We start from the raw sequence: 19,399 nt of genomic DNA, 5'->3' as shown, positions 1-19,399 counted from the left end.
CCTTTTTATTTTTAAACGATTGTTGAATTAAACGGGCTTGAAATTCATAGCGGAGTGTGGCTATCCTATGCCCCGACGAATCCCTCGTCTCACTGGAGCGCGCCCTACAAATGAACAAACACGACTGATGAACTTCACGCCTTACCTCGCAGACGTTGCGGGTAGGGGAGTATTGATTTCATTCAGGAGTGCTTATGGCTCATTGCGCCCACATCCCCGCTTTTGTTTTACATCAGGTCACCTGTCAGTTTGCGACGGGGCAGACCCTGTTTGGTCCTCTCAACGTCTCGCTGGAACCGTCCCTTTGCGGTCTGGTCGGCCGGAACGGCGTCGGTAAGTCGCGTCTGTTGCGCCTGCTGGCGGGCCTTGATTCTCCTGCCGGTGGCCATATCGAGCGCGCGGCTTCCATTGCCTGGGTGGCGCAGCAGCCGACGCTTACGCCGGAGACCACCCTCGCTACGCTGCTGGGCTATGCGCCGGTCTTTGACGCCTTGTACCGCCTTGAACAGGGTCATGGACTGGCCGACGATTTCGAGCTATTGGATGGCCACTGGGATCTCCCCGATCGGCTGAGTTTAGCTTTCCGTGATGCCGGTCTCCCGCCGTTCTCTGCCGATCGTCCCGCTTTTTCACTCAGCGGCGGCGAGCGGATGAAGGCCCTGCTGTGCGGCGCCTTTGTTTCGAGCGCCGATTATCTGCTGCTGGATGAGCCCACCAACCATCTGGACAGTGAGGGGCGAGAGTGGCTCTATCAGCAACTGGAAAACTGGCACGGCGGAGCTTTGATCGCCAGCCACGATCGTCAACTGCTGGCGCGGATGCCGAGGATCATCGAGCTGACGCCGACGGCGCTGCGCAGCTACGGCGGCAACTATGACGAATATCAGCGGCAGCGCGAGGCGGAGCAGCAGGCGGCGCGCGCGGCGCTGGACCATGCGACGACCGAGCGGCGACGCACCCGCGCGCGAATGCAAAAAGAGCATGATGCTGCCCAGCGGCGCTCGGCGCAGACACTGCGTACCGTTGATACCCTGAATATCGCCTCTTTCGAACGCGTGAAGTACAAAGGCGCGGCAAAAGAGCGTACGGGAACGCTGCGCCGTCAGCATCGTGAACAGAACAGCAGTCTGAATGGCGCTGTGCAGCAGGCGCGAGAGCGGGTGGAAGAGGATACGCCGGTGATGTTCACCCTGCCAGGCAGCGAAGTGGCGGCGGGCAAGCAGGTGCTGGTCGTGGAAGCATTGCAGCTCGCCCATTCCCCCGCTGCGCCGCTGGACTGGCGCATGGATGGTCCGATGCGCGTCGCGCTGCGAGGGCCGAACGGCTGCGGCAAAACTACCTTGCTGAAAACGCTGCTGGGGCTGGAGCAGGCCGCCTCAGGCGATGTCCGGCTGTCGGTGAGCGCCGCTTATCTGGATCAACATCTGACGCAGCTGGATCTGTCGTTATCGGTGATCACGCATCTGAGCCTGGACGATACTCCGCTGGATGAGGGGCTGCTGCGGACCCGTCTGGCGCAGCTGCAGCTGGGCGCCGATAAGGTCAACCTGCCGCTGGCGGCGCTCAGCGGCGGCGAACGCCTGAAAGCGGCCCTGGCCTGCGTACTCTGGCGACGCGATCCGGCCCAGCTGCTGTTGCTCGATGAGCCGACCAACCATCTCGATTTAGCTTCGACACAGGCCATTGAGTGTGCGCTGGCGACGTTTCCCGGCGCGTTGGTGGTGGTGTCGCATGACGAGGCGTTTCTGCAGGGGTTGAAACTCACCCACAGCCTGACGTGGGGGGAAACGGGCTGGCACGATACCCGACTCTGAATGCCCGGCAGCCGCCATCGTATGCTGGCGGCGGCTGGCGACAGATAAAAAAAATCCCCGCCATCAGGCAGGGATTCTCGATTCTTAGCGGCTTGAACTTACAGAGAAGTTACGTTGCCAGCTGCCGGGCCTTTAGCGCCGCTTTCGATGGTGAAGGAGACTTTCTGACCTTCGTCCAGGGATTTGTAGCCATCGTTCTGGATAGCAGAGAAGTGTACGAACACGTCTTTAGAGCCATCGTCAGGAGTGATGAAGCCGAAGCCTTTGTCAGCGTTGAACCATTTTACGATACCAGTCATTTTACCGGACATAGTGAATTACCTTTAAAAAAATAAGTGAGCCTTGCGGCGTAGCGGTCTGGACTACAGATTTAAAGCGATAAAGGGAAAGTTCACTACGGGGGTATCTTTGGATAACCTTAGAAGGACTGCTCTATTCGACTGCTCTGTGGTCTGTACATCAAACCTGCGAGCATTAACGCACGTTCAGCACCTGATAGCAAACTTTTTTTTACGGCGCAGCGGCAAAAGCTCCCTTACTGGCCCTTGCCGCTGCGCGCTGGATTAATCGAGTAACTGTCTTGAAAGCTGCGGATTGGCCTGAATCAGGCGCATTAACTTCAGCTCTGTGGGGGACGGTCTTACCCGTCTCGACTCCCACTCTCTTACCATGGCGACGCTCACGCCCATGGCGTTGGCGAAGTCGTCAATCTTAAGTCCAGTGCCTTTACGCAGCTGTTCAAATTCACTAAACACAGTGGACTTACGGTTTGAGGTAAGTGTCTGATTATCGTCCTTAAAAACGATGTGTTCCAGGCTGCTCAGCAGTTCAAACACGGGATCTTTATATTCCATTGAGAACTCCTTTTATCACACAGCGGAAGAGATTTTTCTAAAGCTCTTTAAGAATAGTCAGAAAAAGGCGTAAAGGATGGTAACGTCCGTGATTATTTGCCAGCAGGTTATCGAATCGGCCCCGTCAGCCAAACGGCAACGGGGCCTAAGAGAATGATTACTAACGCGATGGCGTGGCTTCGAAAATTTTTGTAAACGGATAAGAAAAAAGCGGCAAAGCCGGCGCGGGCCGCCGGCTTATCGATCAGGCTTTCTGCAGACCTCTCGCGTCCTCTGTCGCCACGGGCGCTGATTTACTGACCCGGTATTTAATCAGCAGCGCGATGGCTGACAGGAACGCCGGGATGGCCAGCAGAGTGAAAATGGTCTCAAAAGAGAGCTGGGCCTGCATCAGGAAGGCGCCGCTGAACGCACCGAGGATCCCGCCGAAGCGGCCGATACCCAGCATCCAGGCGACGCCGGTGGCGCGCCCTTGCGTCGGGTAGAAGCCTGCCGCCAGCGCCGGCATTGACGACTGCGCACCGTTCATAATACTGCCGGCGATAAACACCATCACTCCCATCAGCGCCAGGCTGCTGGTGGAGAAGCCGACCAGACAGACGAAAACGCCGGTCAGCAGCCAGCCGACGGCCACTACCTTATTGGGGTTGATCTTGTCCATCAGGGCGCCGAGGATCAGCACGCCAATTCCGCCGCCGAGCGGGAACAGCGCGGTGATAATTGAGGCCTGACTCATTGATGCGCCGGTTTCACGGATCAGCAGCGGCAGCCAGCTGGTCAGGAGATAGAAGATCAGCAGACCCATGAAGTAGGTCAGGCACAGCATCACGGTACCCACTGCGTAGCGCGGGGAGAAAATGACGCCGATAGCCGACTTCTCTTTCACCTGGCCTGCTTCGCGCAGCTCAAATTCCACCGCCTCCGGCAGCGGCGCGATACGCCGCAGGATGGCGGCAATGCGCTGCGCCGGCTGACGCTTCACCACCAGATAACGGGCGGACTCCGGCAGCAGGAAAATTAAGGCCACCGCCAGCAGGAGAGGCATCACGCCGCCCAGCACCAGCACGCTCTGCCAGCCATAGTGCGGGATCATCCAGGCGGATAAAAAGCCGCCCAGCGACGATCCCATCGGAAAGCCGACGAACATCAGGTTCACCAGCAGCGCCCGACGGCGCTCCGGCGCATATTCGCTCATTAGCGTCGCGGCATTGGGCATCGCCGCGCCGAGGCCCAGGCCGGTCAGGAAGCGCAGCAGCGTCAGCTGGTTAAGGCTGGTGGCAAAGGCGGTGAGCAGGCTGAATCCGCCGAACACCACGATCGACATAATCAGTACTTTCTTGCGGCCGATACGGTCAGCCAGTGGTCCCGCGGTTAACGCGCCGACCGCCAGGCCAACCAGCGCGGCGCTCATCACCGGGCCGAGGGCTGATTTTTCCACGCCCCATTCCTGGACCAGGTCGGAGGCGATGAATCCGATGATCGCGGTGTCGAACCCGTCCATCGCGACGGTGATGAAGCAGAGCGCGAGGATCATCCACTGGTAGCGGGTGAAGGGGTGCTCGTTGATAAAGGCCTGAATGTCGATGGTTGTCTTAGTCATACGGCTTTCCTGGCAGACTGAGCGAGGGACAGAGGTTTGTTATTATCGTCGCCTTCGCGTCGTTGAGATTGGTTTGTGCGATAATCGAACGCATCGCCGTTAATCGCTCATTCATCAAATCATTGAAGCGCTGACCAGGCAATCCGGGCGGGCGCCAAAGCGTGCGATTATCGTCCGCTTCCGGGCGAGGCGCCGGTTGATGGATTTTTTGTTTAAAGAATATCAATAAGTTACGTGATATGCGTCGGCCTGATTTAAAGCGCATATTTGTGATGCGCATAACAGACGCGCCAGGCGGCGATAGCGGCGTATGGAATGGCGTTTTTCCTGCGTAAGATTAGCAGTAAAGGGTATCCTGCGAGGCCGAGCTGGACTATCCTTGTCAGCGTCTGGCACGTGTGTGTCTTTGTGCGCTTTTTTTGGCTGAAAGGAGTAAAAAAATGGCGACAGGAAAGTCCTGCTCTCGCTGGTTTGCGGCTATGGCGGCCTTATTAATGGTGGTTAGCCTGAGTGGGTGTTTTGATAAAGAGGGCGATCAGCGCAAAGCGTTTATCGACTTCCTGCAGAATACGGCGATGCGTAGCGGTGAACGACTGCCGACGCTGACCGCCGATCAGAAAAAACAGTTTGGGCCGTTTGTCTCTGACTACGCGGTGATCTACGGCTACTCGCAGCAGGTGAGCCAGGCGATGGACGCTGGTCTGCGCCCGGTGGTGGATAGCGTCAATGCGATCCGCGTTCCGCAGGACTATATGACCCAGCGCGAGCCGCTGCGTCAGGCGAACGGCGCGCTGGGCGTGCTCAGCCAGCAGCTGCAGAATGCCAAAATGCAGGCTGATGCCGCGCATGGCGCTCTGAAGCAGGCTGACGATCTCAAGCCGGTCTTCGATCAGGTATACGCCAAGGTCGTCACCGCGCCAGCCGACGCGCTGCAGCCGCTGATCCCGGCCGCGCAGATCTTTACCCAGCAGCTGGTTCAGGTGGGGGATTTTGTCGCTCAGCAGGGGACCCAGGTGAGCTTTGTGGCCAACGGCATTCAGTTCCCGACCTCGCAGCAGGCCAGCCAGTATAATGCGCTGATTGGGCCGCTGGCGGCGCAGCATCAAGCGTTTAATCAGGCATGGACGGCGGCGGTGAACGCCACCCGCTAATGCCCCGTCTGGCTGACGTGAGCTGCGGCGAACGGGCTGGATGACGGACAGAATGCAAAAAGAACCCGGGGAGGGCGATGGCCGCCGCTACCCGGGTTTTTTTATGGCTTATTTTACCTGCGGATTGACGCAGTTTTTCTCGACCTTGCCGTTCAGGGCATCGATCAGGTTATCCACCGCGCAGGCTGCCATGTTGTAGCGCGTCTCATGGGTGGCGGAGCCGATATGCGGCAGCGCGACGACGTTCGGCAGGCTAAGCAGCGGCGAATCTTTAGCCAGCGGCTCGTGCTCGAAGACATCAAGGCCGGCAGCGTGGATCTCGCCCGCCTGCAGGGCGGCGATCAGCGCCTGCTCATCGACCACCGGGCCGCGCCCGGCGTTAATAAAGATGGCGGAAGATTTCATTTTGGCGAACTGCGCCTGACCGAACAGATGATGGGTCTCTTCGCTCAGGGGCAGGATCAGGCAGACAAAATCGGCTTCCTGCAGCAGGGTATCGAGATCGCAATAGCGGGCGTTGAAGCGCTCTTCTGCCTGTGGATGCTGGCGGCGCGCGTTGTACAGGATCGGCATGCCGAACCCGAAGTGGGCGCGCTGCGCCAGCGCCATGCCGATGCGGCCCATGCCGACGATACCTAAGGTTTTATGGTGTACGTCGGTGCCGAACCAGTCTGGCCCAATGCTCTTCGTCCACTCGCCCGCTTTGACGCGCTCCGCCACTTCCACCACCCGGCGGGCGGTGCTCAGCACCAGCGCCATGATCGTGTCGGCGACGGTCTCGGTCAGCACGGTCGGGGTATGCATCAGCAGCACCCGGCGGGCGTTCAGCGCCTCGACGTCGAAGTTGTCATAGCCAACGGACACGGTGGAGGTCGCACGCAGCTTCGGCATTTTCTCCAGCAGCGCGGCGTCAACCTTTTCGCTGGAGCCCAGCAGGCCCTCAGCCTGGGCGAAGGCCTCAGCGTGCTGCGAAACGGTCTCCGGCCGCAGGTTTTTCACCTGAGTGACGGAAAAGTGCTCCTCCAGACGCTGTAGCAGGTCGTCGGGAAGCGTTTTATAGAGAATGACAGACGGCTTCATGCGAATCTCCGTAGTGTGAGTCGTTCAGGCGTGATGAGCGCCAAGTGGAAGGTTTTGATTATTAGCAGGCTTAACAATCAAAGTCAGCCATACTGAGGCGAAAAGCGCCACCCCCATAAAAATATAGGAAGCTGCGGGGCTGCCGGTGGCGCCGTTCAGGTAGCCGACAAACCACGAGCCGCAGAAGGAGCCCAGGGCGCCCATGCTGTTGATCAGCGCCATCGCGCCGCCGGCGACGTTGCGTGGCAGCATTTCCGGAATAATGGCGAAGAAGGGGCCGTAAGGCGCATACATTGCCGCACCAGCCACCACCAGCAGGGTGTAAGAGACCCAGAAGTGGTTGGCGCCGACCGCCCAGGAGCCGATGAAGGCCAGTCCGCCAATCAGCAGCAGCGGCCAGACGAACAGCTTACGGTTCTGCATTTTATCGGAGGCCCAAGAGACCACGATCATGGCGATAGTCGCCGCCAGGTACGGAACCGAAGAGAGCCAGCCCACTTCCACCATCCCCATATTTTCGCCGCCGCTGCGGATAATCGACGGCAGCCACAGTACAAAGCCGTACACGCCGATGCTCCAGGCAAAGTACTGAGCGCAGAGCAGGATCACGTTGCGGGAGCGGAAGGCCTCGCCATAGTTACGCACCGCTTTGATACCCTGCTGTTCACGATCCAGTTGTTCCTGCAGCGCGGCTTTTTCACTCTCCGCCAGCCAGGATACCTGCGACGGTTTATCTTTCACCAGCACCCACCAGCAGAAGGCCCAGATCACCGCCGGCACCCCTTCGATGATGAACATTTCCCGCCAGCCGAAGGCCTGAATCAGGTAGCCGGAGACCACCGACATCCACAGGACCGTCACCGGGTTGCCGAGGATCAGGAAGGTGTTGGCCCGCGAGCGCTCGGATTTGGTGAACCAGTTGCTGATATAGATCAGCATCGCCGGCATCACCGCCGCTTCGACGACGCCGAGGATAAAGCGAATGGCCGCCAGCGCCGGGATATTATGCACAATCCCGGTCAGGGAGGCGCAGCCGCCCCACAGGATCAGGCAGATAAAGATCAGTTTGCGAACGCTGCGGCGCTCCGCATAGATAGCGCCGGGGATCTGAAAGAAGAAGTAGCCAAGGAAGAACAGCGCCCCCAGCAGGGAAGAGATCCCTTTGGTGATGCCCAGGTCTTCGGTAATGCCTGCCGCGGAGGCGAAGCTGAAGTTGGCGCGGTCGAGGTACGCCAGGCTATACGTGATAAACACGATAGGCATGATGTACCACCAGCGTTTCGTTGCATTTGTTGAGCTATTCATAGGCTTGCCTCTGTCAATGAGGTGACATACGTCCGTCGAAACGGACGCTGCTGTGCCGCGCTGCAGGTAGGGTACAGGACGGCTGTTATTGTTGCGTATAAATGTTATTCGCCCAGCGCGTCGCGGGTGGGCAGCCCCTCGCTGTCGCCCTGGACCTGAATCGCCAGCGAACCGATTTTATTGCCGCGGTTCACCGCCTGAAGCAGGGTTTTGCCTTCCAGCAGGGCGCTAATCACCCCGACGGCAAAGCCGTCGCCGGCGCCGACGGTATCGACGACGTTTTCGACTTTGATGGCATCAACCGTTCCCTGTTCGCCGCTGGCGCTCTTGAACCAGGCGCCGTCGCAGCCGGTTTTAATGACCACCGCCTTGACGCCGCGCGAGAGATAGAAATCGGCGATCCCCTCCGGGGTCTGCTGGCCGGTGAGGATGACGCCCTCTTTTAAGCCTGGCAAAACCCAGTCAGCCTGGAAGGCGAGACGGTTGAGCTTCTCCACCATCTCGGCTTCGCTTTTCCACAGCACCGGCCGCAGATTGGGGTCGAAAGAGAGGGTTTTGCCCTCGGCTTTCATGACCTTCGCCGCATGCTCAAGCAGCGCATATGAGCTTTCAGAGAGCGCGGCGGCCACGCCGCTCAGGTGCAGATGACGGGCGCTGGTGAAGTAGTCGGCGCGAAAATCGTCCGGCGACAGATGGCTGGCGGCAGAACCTTTGCGGAAATATTCCACAATGGGATCGGTTCCATTTTCGACTTTCGATTTCATCTGGAAACCGGTAGCGAAGCGGTTGTCGATGGCGACAGCGTGGCTATCGATCCCCTCTTTCGCCAGCGATTGCAGTACGAAGCGGCCAAAGCTGTCGTTGCCGACGCGGCTGACCCAGCCGACCTTCAGACCCAGGCGCGCCAGGCCGGTGGCGACGTTCAGCTCAGCGCCGGCGACACGTTTCATAAAATGCTCCACCTCGGCCAGATCGCCGGTTTCGGTGGCGACAAACATGGCCATAGCTTCGCCGATGGTGATGACATCTAAATTTTCCACGGCTTATTCCTCGCGTAACAGGTTGACGTAGCGGCGGGTCACGGCCGTCAGGTCATGGCCAGTCAGCGGAAACTCGATTCCACGCGGCGCGTCGGCGGGAAGATTATCGAGCAGGGCCAGCCAGCGGTCGGCGGCCTGATCCGGCGGCACAGCGCGGAATTTCTCCTGATGAGGCTCCGCCGCTTTTACATGAATATAGCTGACCGCCGGCGCAAGATGGCGGGCGGCCTCTTCCGGCGAATCGCCGACCCACAGCCAGTTGCCCATATCAAACGTTAAGGTGATCGGCAGCTGATGGACCCGACAGGCGGCTTTGAAGCGCTGCATCGGCGCCAGCTGGCCGCAGTCGGTCTGGTCATTCTCCACCACCAGCGCCATGCCGCTGTCGCTGAGGATATCGCGCAGTTCGTCGAGCTGCTGGTTGTGGCGGAAATGGCCAAGGGAGAGCTTCAGCCACAGGGCGTTAAGGGTCTGCGCTTCCGCGAGCAGCGTCGGGAGATGCGGGTTAAGCTCGCCGTTGTCGGCGAACAGCGCCTGGGGCGCGGAGTAGCAGGCCAGCAGGCCGTGGCGCTCAATGGCGGCGGCCAGCGTCGGCAGGGCGTTGAGCTCTTCGGCGCTGAACAGCTCGCGGCGGATTTCGACGCCGTCCGCGCCGGCGTCGGCGATAAACGGCAGGACGGCGGCCTGGCCGCCTAAGGATTTAACATGGTCATTACCATACGCAGCGGTAACGACAATAATTTTTCTGGCCATCGCGCTCTTACTCCCGGCGTTTGTTGCTTAATCTCCTTATTACGCTAGATGGTATCGGTTCCATAAGAAAGGGCGAGATGTTTAATTTATGATCGGCATCACGAAGGATCGTTAACGGGAAGTTGATCCGCGGACGATAAGCTCGCCGGAGAAGACCCGCTCGCAGATGGGGTCGTTACTGCCAGCAATGCGCCGAATCACCTGTTCCACCGCCGCGTAGCCGATCTGCCACGTTGGCTGTTTGAGGGTGGTGATGCCGACGCCAGCCAGCTCCGCCCACTCCAGTTCGTCGAAGCCCAGCAGGCCGATATCGCTGCCCCAGATCAGGCCGACGCGCTTCAGGGCGCGGGCTACCTGCAGCGTCAGCGCGCCGTTGGCGGAGATCACCGCTTTGCGCATCCCGCGATGGCGGGCGTGGAACTGGCGCAGGACGTTGTCCATCATCGCGCCGTCGTTGAGCTGCACTTCGGCGTTTTCGGCCACCACGCCGTGGTGGCGGGTGAGCGTGGCGCGGAAGGCGCTCAGGCGCTCGCGGCGGGTATTGACCGACCCCAGCGGTTCGCTAAGAAACAGGATGGCCTCAAAGCCTTTCTCCACCAGGTGTTCGGTGGCGGTGGTGGCGGCCTGGGCGTTATCAAGCCCGACCACATCGCAGGCGAAATCGGGGATTTTACGGTCAATCAGCACCATCGGCAGGGCCGACTGCTGCAGGCGGTTCAGGCCATCCTCCCGCATGCCGACCGCGTTGACGACGATGCCTTCCACCTGGTAGCTGCGCAGCAGGTCGAGGTAGTGCAGCTCCTGATCCAGCTCGTTATTGGTGTTACACACCAGCAAAGTGAAGCCCTTTTCCCGGCAGGCCGCTTCAATGCCGCTCATGACGTTGACCGAATAGGGGTTGGTGATATCGGCGATGATCAGGCCGATGAGGCGGGTTCGGCCGTGCTTGAGGCCGCGGGCCATCAGGCTGGGGCGGTAGTCGAGTTCGGCAATGGCTTGTTCAATACGTGATAACAGATCGTCGGAAAGCAGATGCTTCTCGCCGTTAAGATACCGTGAAATGCTGGTTTTGCCGGTCTTTGCGGCTTTCGCCACATCGCTAATGGTTGCACGCGCCGCTTTCGCCATGGTGGCTTCCTTTGCTGAAAATCTGCCAACACCTTAGCGCGAAAAATAGCGATATCAAGCATTTTGCCCGGCAGAGGCGCGGCCGGGCAACATGAGGATGCGCTTATTGCAGCGGGCTGAGGGTGATTTCCACGCGACGGTTCTGCGCCTTGCCTTCCGCCGTGCTGTTGCTGGCGATGGGGTTCGCCAGGCCCATGCCGGTGGTGCGAATGCGGTTGGCCGCCACGCCCTGGGTGATCAGCGCGCTGGCGACGCTGTCAGCACGCTGCTGCGACAGACGCATATTCAGGTCCTTACTGCCGGTGCTGTCGGTGTAGCCGACGACGTTAACGGCGGTTTTCTCATACTCTTTCAGCACCATGGCCACGCCGGTCAGGGTGTTGGCGCCGGCCGGTTTCAGGTTGGCGCTGTTGCTGTCGAAAGTGACGTTATTCGGCATGTTCAGCACGATGTTGTCACCATTTCGCGTCACGCTGACCCCGGTTCCCTGCATTTTGTCGCGCAGCTTCGCTTCCTGCACGTCCATGTAGTAGCCAATGCCGCCGCCCAGCGCCGCGCCTGCCGCTGCGCCAATCAGCGCGCCTTTGCCGCGGTCGTGTTTGGAGGAGGAAAGCGCGCCGACGCCAGCGCCCACTAAGGAGCCAATACCTGCGCCAATACCGGATTTGCCAGCTTCACGCTCACCGGTATAGGGGTTGGTGGTGCAGCCGGAAACGGCCAGGGTGCCGCTGACCAGAGCCGCAATCATAAGTACGCGTTTTTTCATTTAATGTCCTTAATCCTTTTTATTCTTTGCCACAGCGAACGTGACGGTTGATTATGACGCGCGAATACGTAGAAAATTCCCCGCATACCATCTCATTTTGTAAATAACATTGAACGGCGCCGATTCGCGCCGTCACCACACCTGCCTTCGCTGACCAGGAGCCGCCTTTGCCAACCTCATCTGCAACCAAAACCATTTTAACCGCCGCCCACTGGGGACCGATGCTGGTGGAAACGGACGGGGAAAACGTCCTCTCCTCCCGCGGCGCGCTGGCGACGCCGTTTGCCAATTCGCTGCAAACGGCGGTGCGCGACCAGGTGCACAGCAAAACCCGCGTGCGCTACCCGATGGTGCGCAAAGGCTTTCTCGCCTCTCCGGACAAGCCCCAGGGGGTCCGCGGTCAGGATGAATTTGTGCGGGTGAGCTGGGAGCAGGCGCTGGATCTGATCGATGCCCAGCATCGTCGGATCCGCGAAAGCTATGGACCGGCCTCCATTTTTGCCGGCTCCTACGGCTGGCGTTCTAACGGCGTCCTGCATAAGGCGGCCACCCTGCTGCAGCGCTATATGAGCCTGGCGGGCGGCTACACCGGCCATCTCGGGGATTACTCCACCGGCGCGGCACAGGCGATCATGCCTTATGTCGTGGGCGGCAATGAGGTGTATCAGCAGCAGACCAGCTGGCCGCTGGTGCTGGAGCACAGCGAGGTAGTGGTGCTGTGGAGCGCCAACCCGCTGAACACGCTGAAAATTGCCTGGAACGCCTCCGACGAGCAGGGTATCCCGTGGTTCGACCGGCTGCGCCAGAGCGGAAAGCGCTTGATCTGCATCGATCCGATGCGATCGGAAACGGTCGATTTCTTTGGCGATTCGATGGAGTGGATCGCGCCGCATATGGGCACCGACGTCGCGTTGATGCTGGGTATCGCCCATACGCTGGTGGAGAATGGCTGGCAGGACGACGAGTTTCTTGCCCGCTGCGCCAGCGGCTACGAGATTTTTGCCCGCTACCTGATCGGCGAAAGCGACGGCGTGGCGAAAACCGCCGACTGGGCGGCGGCTATTTGCGGCGTCTCAGCGGATAAGATCCGCGAACTGGCGAAACTTTTCCACGAAAACACCACCATGTTGATGTCTGGCTGGGGCATGCAGCGCCAGCAGTATGGCGAGCAGAAACACTGGATGTTGGTCACCCTGGCCGCGATGCTGGGGCAGATTGGCACCCCAGGGGGCGGGTTTGGACTTTCCTACCATTTCGCCAACGGCGGCAACCCGACCCGCCGCGCGGCGGTGCTGGGCTCGATGCAGGGGAGCGTAGCCGGAGGCGTGGACGCCGTGGAGAAGATCCCGGTCGCGCGGATTGTCGAGGCGCTGGAGCATCCGGGGGCGGAGTATCAGCACAACGGCATGGCGCGGCGCTTCCCCGATATTCGCTTTATCTGGTGGGCCGGCGGCGCCAACTTTACCCATCACCAGGATACCAACCGCCTGATTCAGGCCTGGCAGAAGCCAGAGCTTATCGTCATCTCCGAATGCTTCTGGACCGCCGCCGCGCGTCATGCCGATATCGTTCTGCCGGCGACCACCTCGTTTGAGCGCAACGATCTGACGATGACCGGGGACTACAGCAATCAGCATCTGGTGCCGATGAAGCAGGTGGTCGCCCCGCGGGGTGAAGCGCGCGATGATTTCGCGGTCTTTGCCGACCTCAGCGAACGTTGGGAGGCGGGCGGCCGCGAGCGCTTTACCGAAGGGAAGAGCGATCTGCAGTGGCTGGAGACCTTCTATCAGATGGCCGCCCGGCGCGGCGCCCAGCAGCAGGTGACGCTGCCGCCGTTTGCCGAATTCTGGCAGGCTAACCAGCTGATTGAGATGCCGGAGGCGCCGGAGAATGCCCGTTTCATCCGCTTCGCCGCCTTCCGCGACGATCCCCTGGCCAACCCGCTGAAAACGGCGAGCGGTAAAATTGAGATCCACTCGCCGACCATCGCCGCCTTTGGCTACGCCGACTGCCCGCCGCACCCGATGTGGCTGGAGCCCGACGAGTGGCATGGCAACGCCGAGGCGGGGCAGCTGCAGCTGCTGTCGGCCCATCCGGCACACCGTCTGCACAGTCAACTGAACTATTCCGCGCTGCGCGAACGTTATGCCGTCGCCGGACGCGAACCGTTGACTATTCATCCGCAGGATGCCCGGGCGCGGGGGATTGCCGATGGCGATCTGGTGCGGGTGTGGAACGCCCGCGGTCAGGTGCTGGCCGGCGCGGTGGTAACGGAGGGGATCCGCCCGGGGGTGATATGCCTGCATGAAGGGGCGTGGCCCGACCTGGATCCGGTGGCGGGCATCTGCAAAAACGGGGCGGTGAACGTCTTAACTAAAGATATCCCAACATCCCGCTTGGGCAACGGCTGTGCCGGGAACACCGCCCTGGCGTGGCTGGAGAAATATACCGGCCCGGCGCTGCCGCTTACGGCATTTGATCCGCCGGCCAACGCATAATCCAGGTGGGGTGCTGAGTATCGTCCTGCCATGCGCAATCTTCAATGCGGAAGCCTTGCGCATGGTAGAAACTGACCGCTGATTCGTTTTTCTGATAAACCTCAAGGCTAAGCCAGGCGTAGTGCTGCTTGACTTCATCCAGCAGCGCCCGGCCAATGCCCTGGCGAATAGCGTCCGGCGCGACGAACAGCGCGCCGACGAAACGGGACTCCAGCACGCTGACAAAGCCTTTTAGCTCCCCGTCGCGCTCCCAGACCCAGGTGCTGGCGGCGGGAAGATAGACATCCCGTACCACCGCGACGCTGTCGCGCCAGTAGCTTTCGCTGATAAAGGGATGGGCATGAATCGTGCTTTCCAGCCACAGGTCCAGCAGCGGCAGGTTATCTTTAGCGTCCCACTTGCGGATCATCCTGACCTCCAGGGTGACAGAAGCAGCCGATGACATGGTCGTTGACCAGCCCGCAGGCCTGCATAAAAGAGTAACAGATTGTCGAACCGACAAACTTAAAACCGCGTTTTTTCAACGCCTTAGACAGCGCATCTGAAGCCGGCGTCGTGGTCGGGATCTCCGCCAGCGTCGCCGCGCGGGTGACCTGGGGCGCATTGTCGACGAAGGACCAGACAAAATCAGTGAACGACTCGCCATTTTCCTCCATCGCCAGATACGCCCGGGCGTTGCCGATAATGGCCTGGATTTTTCCCCGATGGCGGATAATCCCGGCATCCTGCAGCAGCCGCTCGACATCATCGTCCCCCATCGCCGCCACGCGCACCGGATCGAACTGGTGAAAAGCCTGGCGATAGTTCTGCCGTTTTTTTAACACCGTGATCCACGACAACCCGGCCTGCTGGCCTTCAAGGCAGATCATTTCAAACAGCCGCTGGGACGCTTTTTGCGCGACACCCCATTCGGTATCGTGATACTCGATGTATAACGGATCCTGACTCACCCATCCGCAACGCTGCATAGCTATTTCTCCCTCTGCGCTAAAAAAGTGGACGCCCCGGCTTGACGACTGAAAGATAAAGATAATAGTTAATACAGGGAAATCGTATCCCCAAAAAAACACAGCAATAATGCCGATTCGGCTCTTTTCTGGAGTCGCATTAATGATAATAAAGAAATGCAATGGCCTCCGGGGGTTCTTGTTCCCGGTGTGCGTATCCGTCTGGGTATCGTGTGTCTCTGGAGCGAATGCCTGGCAACAGGAATATATCGCTATCGATACAAAAAGTAATACGTCGGAACGTTATACATGGGATAGCGATCACCAACCACGCTATGAAGATATCCTCGCCGAGCGGATGAAGTCGTCTGAAACGCCGGGCGGACTGGCGTTAAACCAGGGGCTGGCGCCGCCGGACAGCAGCCGGGGGATGAGCGTCGGCTGGAATTATCTGCTGGCAAACGGCATGACCTCCGGGCCGGTGGCCAGCCTGCGCAGCGACTACAGCGCGCCGGCGACGAAAAGCGTTGGCGAGACGGGATATGTCAACACGCTCGGCTGGCGTATGGATTATCAGTCGCTGTGGGGCGTGCACCCCTGGGCTCAGGTGAGCTATAACCAGTCGCTCGCCAGCGATGCCTGGTCGCCGACCACTCGCGCCAGAGAGGGCGGCTGGAGTGATGTCACCCTGGGCGCCGATATGCCGCTGGGATCGCATGTGGCGGCATGGGCCACGCTGTCGCAGGCGGATAATGTCCCGTCGGGGGAAAATACGCTCTATCTGATGGGGGTCAGCGCCAACTTTTGAGCGGGGATTGTTACGCGTTTGAAACGATGCGGTTATTGTTAAATCTCAGTAATGGCGCATTTCTGTGAGATAGCGCACACTAACTTTTTTGCTGATATTCGCGGAATGAATGTCATGCAATGCCATTCATTCCGCCATTAATGCATTTCATTCCCTGCTGATGGCAGTTCATGCCTTTTTCCCCCACTGGATGAGGGGCCTTCGCTATTGTGGCGGCAGTTAATTTATCAGGACAACTGCTATGAACGCTGCAAACCGTCAATCGACCCGCTGGCTTACGCTTATCGGCACCATCATCACCCAATTCGCTCTCGGTTCGGTTTATACCTGGAGCCTGTTTAACAGTTCACTGTCTGACAAACTGGGCGAACCGGTCAGCCAGGTCGCGTTCTCCTTTGGCCTGCTGAGCCTCGGGCTGGCGCTCTCCTCGTCGGTCGCCGGCAAGCTGCAGGAGCGTTTCGGCGTGAAGCGCGTCACCATGGCCTCCGGGATCCTGCTCGGACTGGGCTTCTTCCTGACCGCGCACTCCAACAGCCTGATGATGCTGTGGCTGAGCGCGGGCGTGCTGGTGGGGCTGGCGGACGGCGCCGGTTATCTGCTGACCCTGTCGAACTGCGTGAAGTGGTTCCCGGAACGCAAAGGGCTGATTTCCGCCTTCTCCATCGGTTCCTATGGCCTCGGCAGCCTGGGGTTCAAATTCATTGATACTCATCTGCTGGCCACCGTCGGTCTGGAAAAAACCTTCGTCATCTGGGGCGCTATCGTGCTGGTGATGATCGTCTTTGGCGCGACCCTGATGAAAGATGCGCCAAATCATACGGCGACCACCGCGGCCAACGGCGTCGTGGAAAATGACTTTACTCTCGCCGAATCGATGCGTAAACCGCAGTACTGGATGCTGGCGGTGATGTTCCTGACGGCCTGCATGAGCGGTCTGTATGTGATTGGCGTGGCGAAAGATATCGCGCAGGGGATGGTCCATCTGGATGTCGCCACGGCGGCTAATGCGGTAACGGTTATCTCAATCGCTAACCTTAGCGGTCGCCTGGTGTTAGGTATCCTGTCCGATAAAATCTCCCGCATTCGCGTGATCACCCTCGGTCAGGTGGTGTCGCTGGTGGGGATGGCCGCGCTGCTGTTCGCTCCGCTGAATGCCATGACCTTTTTCGCCGCGATTGCCTGCGTCGCCTTTAACTTCGGCGGAACCATCACCGTCTTCCCCTCGCTGGTCAGTGAATTCTTCGGTCTGAACAACCTGGCGAAAAACTATGGCGTCATTTATCTGGGCTTTGGTATCGGCAGCATCTGCGGTTCCCTCATCGCTTCGCTGTTCGGGGGCTTCTACGTCACCTTCTGCGTGATCTTCGCTCTGCTGATTATTTCGCTGGCGCTTTCCACTACCATTCGTCAGCCGAAAGGCAGTGTCTATAGCGAGGCGCACGCCTGAAACCTGCAGCGTGAAACGTGCCCCTGATTAATACCCTAAGCAAATAGTGCCAATCCAGCCAAATGTTTTGTAAATGTTTGGCTGGATCACATTCCCTCCTGATACTTTTCCCGTTCCCTGTGGTCTACTTATCGCGCTTTGTAGAGGTTTCTGATAACCAACCCTAACGCACCCTATTAGCCTACTGACTCATGCCACAGCGTCAGGCGGTGTTTTATTCTTCTTTTTCCAGGTTTGCTTGCATGAAATATATTAGAACGATGACGCAGCAGAAGCTTAGTTTTTGGCTGGCGCTGTACATCGGCTGGTTTATGAACGTCGCCGTTTTTTTTCGGCGTTTCGATGGTTATGCTCAAGAGTTCACTTTCTGGAAAGGGCTTTCCGGTGTCGTTGAACTGGTGGCCACGGTCTTTGTCACCTTCTTCCTGTTACGTCTTCTGTCGCTGTTCGGCCGCCGTATCTGGCGCATTCTGGCGACGCTGATTGTTCTGTTTTCCGCCGCCGCCAGTTATTACATGACGTTCCTCAACGTGGTGATTGGCTACGGGATTATCGCCTCGGTGATGACCACCGATATCGACCTGTCGAAAGAGGTCATCGGCTGGCATCTGATCCTCTGGCTGGCGGCGGTGAGCGCGCCGCCGCTGCTGTTTATCTGGAGCAACCGTTGCCGTCATACGCTGCTGCGCCAACTGCGTACCCCGGGTCAGCGGGTTAAAAACGTGCTGATCGTGGTGCTGGCCGGCCTCATCGTCTGGGGCCCCATCCGCCTGCTTGAGCTGCGCCAACACGATGTAGAGCGCCATTCTGAAGTGGATATGCCGAGCTACGGCGGGGTGATCGCCAACTCCTACCTGCCATCGAACTGGCTGTCGGCGCTGGGGCTGTACGCCTGGGCGCAGGTGGATGAATCCTCAGACAACAAATCGCTGATTAACCCGGCGAAGAAATTTACCTACGTCGCCCCGGAAGGGCTCGATGACACCTACGTGGTGTTTATCATTGGCGAAACCACCCGCTGGGATCATATGGGCATTCTCGGCTATAGCCGCAACACCACGCCAGAGCTGGCGAAAGAGAAGAATCTGGTCGCCTTCCGCGGCTACTCGTGCGATACCGCCACTAAGCTGTCGTTACGCTGCATGTTTGTGCGTCAGGGCGGGGCAGAGGATAATCCGCAGCGGACCCTCAAAGAGCAGAACGTCTTTGCGGTGCTGCATCAACTGGGCTTCAGCGGCAATCTGTACGCCATGCAGAGTGAGATGTGGTTCTACAGCAACACGATGGCCAACAATATCGCCTATCGCGAGCAGATTGGCGCCGAACCGCGTAACCGCGGCAAGAGCGTTGACGATATGCTGCTGGTGGATGAGATGAAGCGCGGTATGGCGCAGGGCAACGCCTCCGGTAAGCGCCTGATCATCCTGCATACGAAAGGCTCGCACTTTAACTATACCCAACGCTATCCGCGCAGCTTCGCCCAGTGGAAGCCGGAGTGTGTCGGCGTCGACAACAAATGTTCTAAAGCGGAGCTGATTAACTCCTACGACAACAGCGTGACCTATGTCGATCACTTTATCGTCAGCGTCCTCGACCAGCTGCGGGATAAGAAAGCGATTGTGTTCTATGCCGCCGACCATGGCGAGTCGATTAACGAGCGCGAACATCTGCACGGTACGCCGCGCAAGATGGCGCCGCCGGAACAGTTCCGTGTGCCGATGATGGTCTGGATGTCGGATAAATATCTGGAGAATCCCGATCATGCCGCCGCGTTCGCCCATCTGCAGCAGCAGGCCGCGATGAAGGTGCCGCGACGCCACGTCGAGCTGTACGACACCATTATGGGCTGCCTCGGTTATACCTCGCCGGATGGCGGGATCAACGAGAACAACAACTGGTGCCGCGTGCCGGCTTCGAAGAAAGCGGCGAAGGAATAGTAATAGTGGCGAGATTCTCGCCGCTTGATTGATTTTTTGCTAATAAGGCATTGACGGGGGTGCATCCCAGCAGTAAGATGCGCCCCGCATTCGGTGATTGGCGCAGCCTGGTAGCGCACTTCGTTCGGGACGAAGGGGTCGGAGGTTCGAATCCTCTATCACCGACCAAATTCAAAAAGCCTGCTCATTGAGCAGGCTTTTTTGCATCTGCGGCCAGTGAGGATGAGAACCTCCGGGGGCAGGAGGTTCGACTCGAGCGGAGCGAGAGAAC

Annotated in this window: 18 protein-coding genes and 1 tRNA gene; 7 read left to right on the top strand and 12 right to left on the bottom strand. The window is 59.1% G+C overall.

Annotated features, from left to right (window positions below; translation table 11 throughout):
• Positions 1-194: 194 nt before the first annotated feature.
• Positions 195-1,814, top strand: a complete 1,620-nt coding sequence (locus ABLU95_RS12200) for an ATP-binding cassette domain-containing protein (protein WP_348879659.1) — start codon at positions 195-197, stop codon at positions 1,812-1,814.
• Between the two features lie 98 nt (positions 1,815-1,912).
• Here the strand turns inward: ABLU95_RS12200 and cspA are convergent, their stop codons facing one another.
• The 4 genes from cspA to ABLU95_RS12180 form a co-directional block, all read right to left on the bottom strand.
• Positions 1,913-2,125, bottom strand: a complete 213-nt coding sequence (gene cspA, locus ABLU95_RS12195; protein WP_000014594.1) for an RNA chaperone/antiterminator CspA — start codon at positions 2,123-2,125, stop codon at positions 1,913-1,915.
• A 252-nt stretch (positions 2,126-2,377) separates the two neighbouring features.
• Positions 2,378-2,668, bottom strand: coding sequence for an HTH-type transcriptional regulator (locus ABLU95_RS12190; protein ID WP_004205010.1), 291 nt, complete (start codon positions 2,666-2,668; stop codon positions 2,378-2,380).
• A gap of 244 nt (positions 2,669-2,912) precedes the next feature.
• Positions 2,913-4,268, bottom strand: a complete 1,356-nt coding sequence (locus ABLU95_RS12185; RefSeq protein ID WP_023291321.1) for an MFS transporter — start codon at positions 4,266-4,268, stop codon at positions 2,913-2,915.
• Complete coding sequence (locus tag ABLU95_RS12180) at positions 4,261-4,548, bottom strand: hypothetical protein (RefSeq protein WP_074442644.1); 288 nt, start codon at positions 4,546-4,548, stop codon at positions 4,261-4,263. The genes ABLU95_RS12185 and ABLU95_RS12180 overlap by 8 nt, the downstream gene beginning before the upstream one ends.
• Positions 4,549-4,708: 160 nt before the next feature.
• Between ABLU95_RS12180 and ABLU95_RS12175 the strand changes: the two genes are divergently transcribed.
• Positions 4,709-5,419 (top strand): DUF3053 domain-containing protein, encoded by a 711-nt coding sequence (locus ABLU95_RS12175; RefSeq protein WP_002921929.1) that lies wholly within the window; start codon positions 4,709-4,711, stop codon positions 5,417-5,419.
• Between the two features lie 108 nt (positions 5,420-5,527).
• Here ABLU95_RS12175 and ghrB read toward each other — a convergent pair whose 3' ends face one another.
• The 6 genes from ghrB to ABLU95_RS12145 all read right to left on the bottom strand — a co-directional run bounded on the left by ghrB (position 5,528) and on the right by ABLU95_RS12145 (position 11,491).
• Complete coding sequence (gene ghrB, locus ABLU95_RS12170; protein WP_023291320.1) at positions 5,528-6,499, bottom strand: glyoxylate/hydroxypyruvate reductase GhrB; 972 nt, start codon at positions 6,497-6,499, stop codon at positions 5,528-5,530.
• Positions 6,500-6,523: 24 nt separating this feature from the next.
• On the bottom strand, positions 6,524-7,804 hold the full coding sequence (locus tag ABLU95_RS12165) for an MFS transporter (RefSeq protein WP_004205006.1): 1,281 nt from the start codon (positions 7,802-7,804) through the stop codon (positions 6,524-6,526).
• A gap of 104 nt (positions 7,805-7,908) precedes the next feature.
• Entirely contained in the window at positions 7,909-8,844 is a 936-nt protein-coding gene (locus ABLU95_RS12160) for a sugar kinase (protein WP_008806889.1), read from the bottom strand.
• Positions 8,845-8,847: 3 nt separating this feature from the next.
• Positions 8,848-9,597 (bottom strand): xylose isomerase, encoded by a 750-nt coding sequence (locus ABLU95_RS12155; RefSeq protein WP_032454334.1) that lies wholly within the window; start codon positions 9,595-9,597, stop codon positions 8,848-8,850.
• 111 nt (positions 9,598-9,708) lie between these two features.
• The gene (locus tag ABLU95_RS12150) at positions 9,709-10,725 is read right to left on the bottom strand and encodes a LacI family DNA-binding transcriptional regulator (RefSeq protein WP_023291318.1); all 1,017 of its coding nucleotides are present in this window, start codon (positions 10,723-10,725) and stop codon (positions 9,709-9,711) included.
• A 103-nt stretch (positions 10,726-10,828) separates the two neighbouring features.
• Positions 10,829-11,491, bottom strand: a complete 663-nt coding sequence (locus ABLU95_RS12145) for an OmpA family lipoprotein (protein ID WP_348879655.1) — start codon at positions 11,489-11,491, stop codon at positions 10,829-10,831.
• Between the two features lie 167 nt (positions 11,492-11,658).
• Between ABLU95_RS12145 and ABLU95_RS12140 the strand changes: the two genes are divergently transcribed.
• Entirely contained in the window at positions 11,659-13,989 is a 2,331-nt protein-coding gene (locus ABLU95_RS12140; protein WP_348879653.1) for a molybdopterin guanine dinucleotide-containing S/N-oxide reductase, read from the top strand.
• Here the strand turns inward: ABLU95_RS12140 and ABLU95_RS12135 are convergent.
• Positions 13,958-14,398, bottom strand: a complete 441-nt coding sequence (locus tag ABLU95_RS12135) for an N-acetyltransferase (RefSeq protein ID WP_004205000.1) — start codon at positions 14,396-14,398, stop codon at positions 13,958-13,960. The two genes, ABLU95_RS12140 and ABLU95_RS12135, sit on opposite strands and share 32 nt — an antisense overlap.
• The gene (tag, locus tag ABLU95_RS12130) at positions 14,376-14,957 is read right to left on the bottom strand and encodes a DNA-3-methyladenine glycosylase I (protein ID WP_348879651.1); all 582 of its coding nucleotides are present in this window, start codon (positions 14,955-14,957) and stop codon (positions 14,376-14,378) included. Before tag ends, ABLU95_RS12135 begins: the two co-directional genes overlap by 23 nt.
• Before the next feature lie 142 nt (positions 14,958-15,099).
• On the opposite strand from tag, the gene ABLU95_RS12125 reads away from it, so the two are divergent.
• From ABLU95_RS12125 to ABLU95_RS12110, 4 genes are all read left to right on the top strand, one after another.
• Complete coding sequence (locus ABLU95_RS12125) at positions 15,100-15,744, top strand: lipase (protein ID WP_023291313.1); 645 nt, start codon at positions 15,100-15,102, stop codon at positions 15,742-15,744.
• A gap of 241 nt (positions 15,745-15,985) precedes the next feature.
• A complete protein-coding gene (locus ABLU95_RS12120) occupies positions 15,986-17,191 on the top strand; it encodes an MFS transporter (protein WP_023291312.1) in 1,206 nt (401 codons plus the stop codon).
• 242 nt (positions 17,192-17,433) lie between these two features.
• Positions 17,434-19,128, top strand: a complete 1,695-nt coding sequence (gene eptB, locus ABLU95_RS12115) for a kdo(2)-lipid A phosphoethanolamine 7''-transferase (protein ID WP_101978220.1) — start codon at positions 17,434-17,436, stop codon at positions 19,126-19,128.
• 91 nt (positions 19,129-19,219) lie between these two features.
• Positions 19,220-19,296, top strand: a tRNA-Pro gene (locus ABLU95_RS12110).
• Positions 19,297-19,399: the final 103 nt, after the last annotated feature.

Source organism: Klebsiella sp. GG_Kp146 (assembly GCF_040061975.1).
Lineage (GTDB): Bacteria > Pseudomonadota > Gammaproteobacteria > Enterobacterales > Enterobacteriaceae > Klebsiella > Klebsiella quasipneumoniae.
This window is presented reverse-complemented; position numbering and strand designations above follow the sequence as displayed.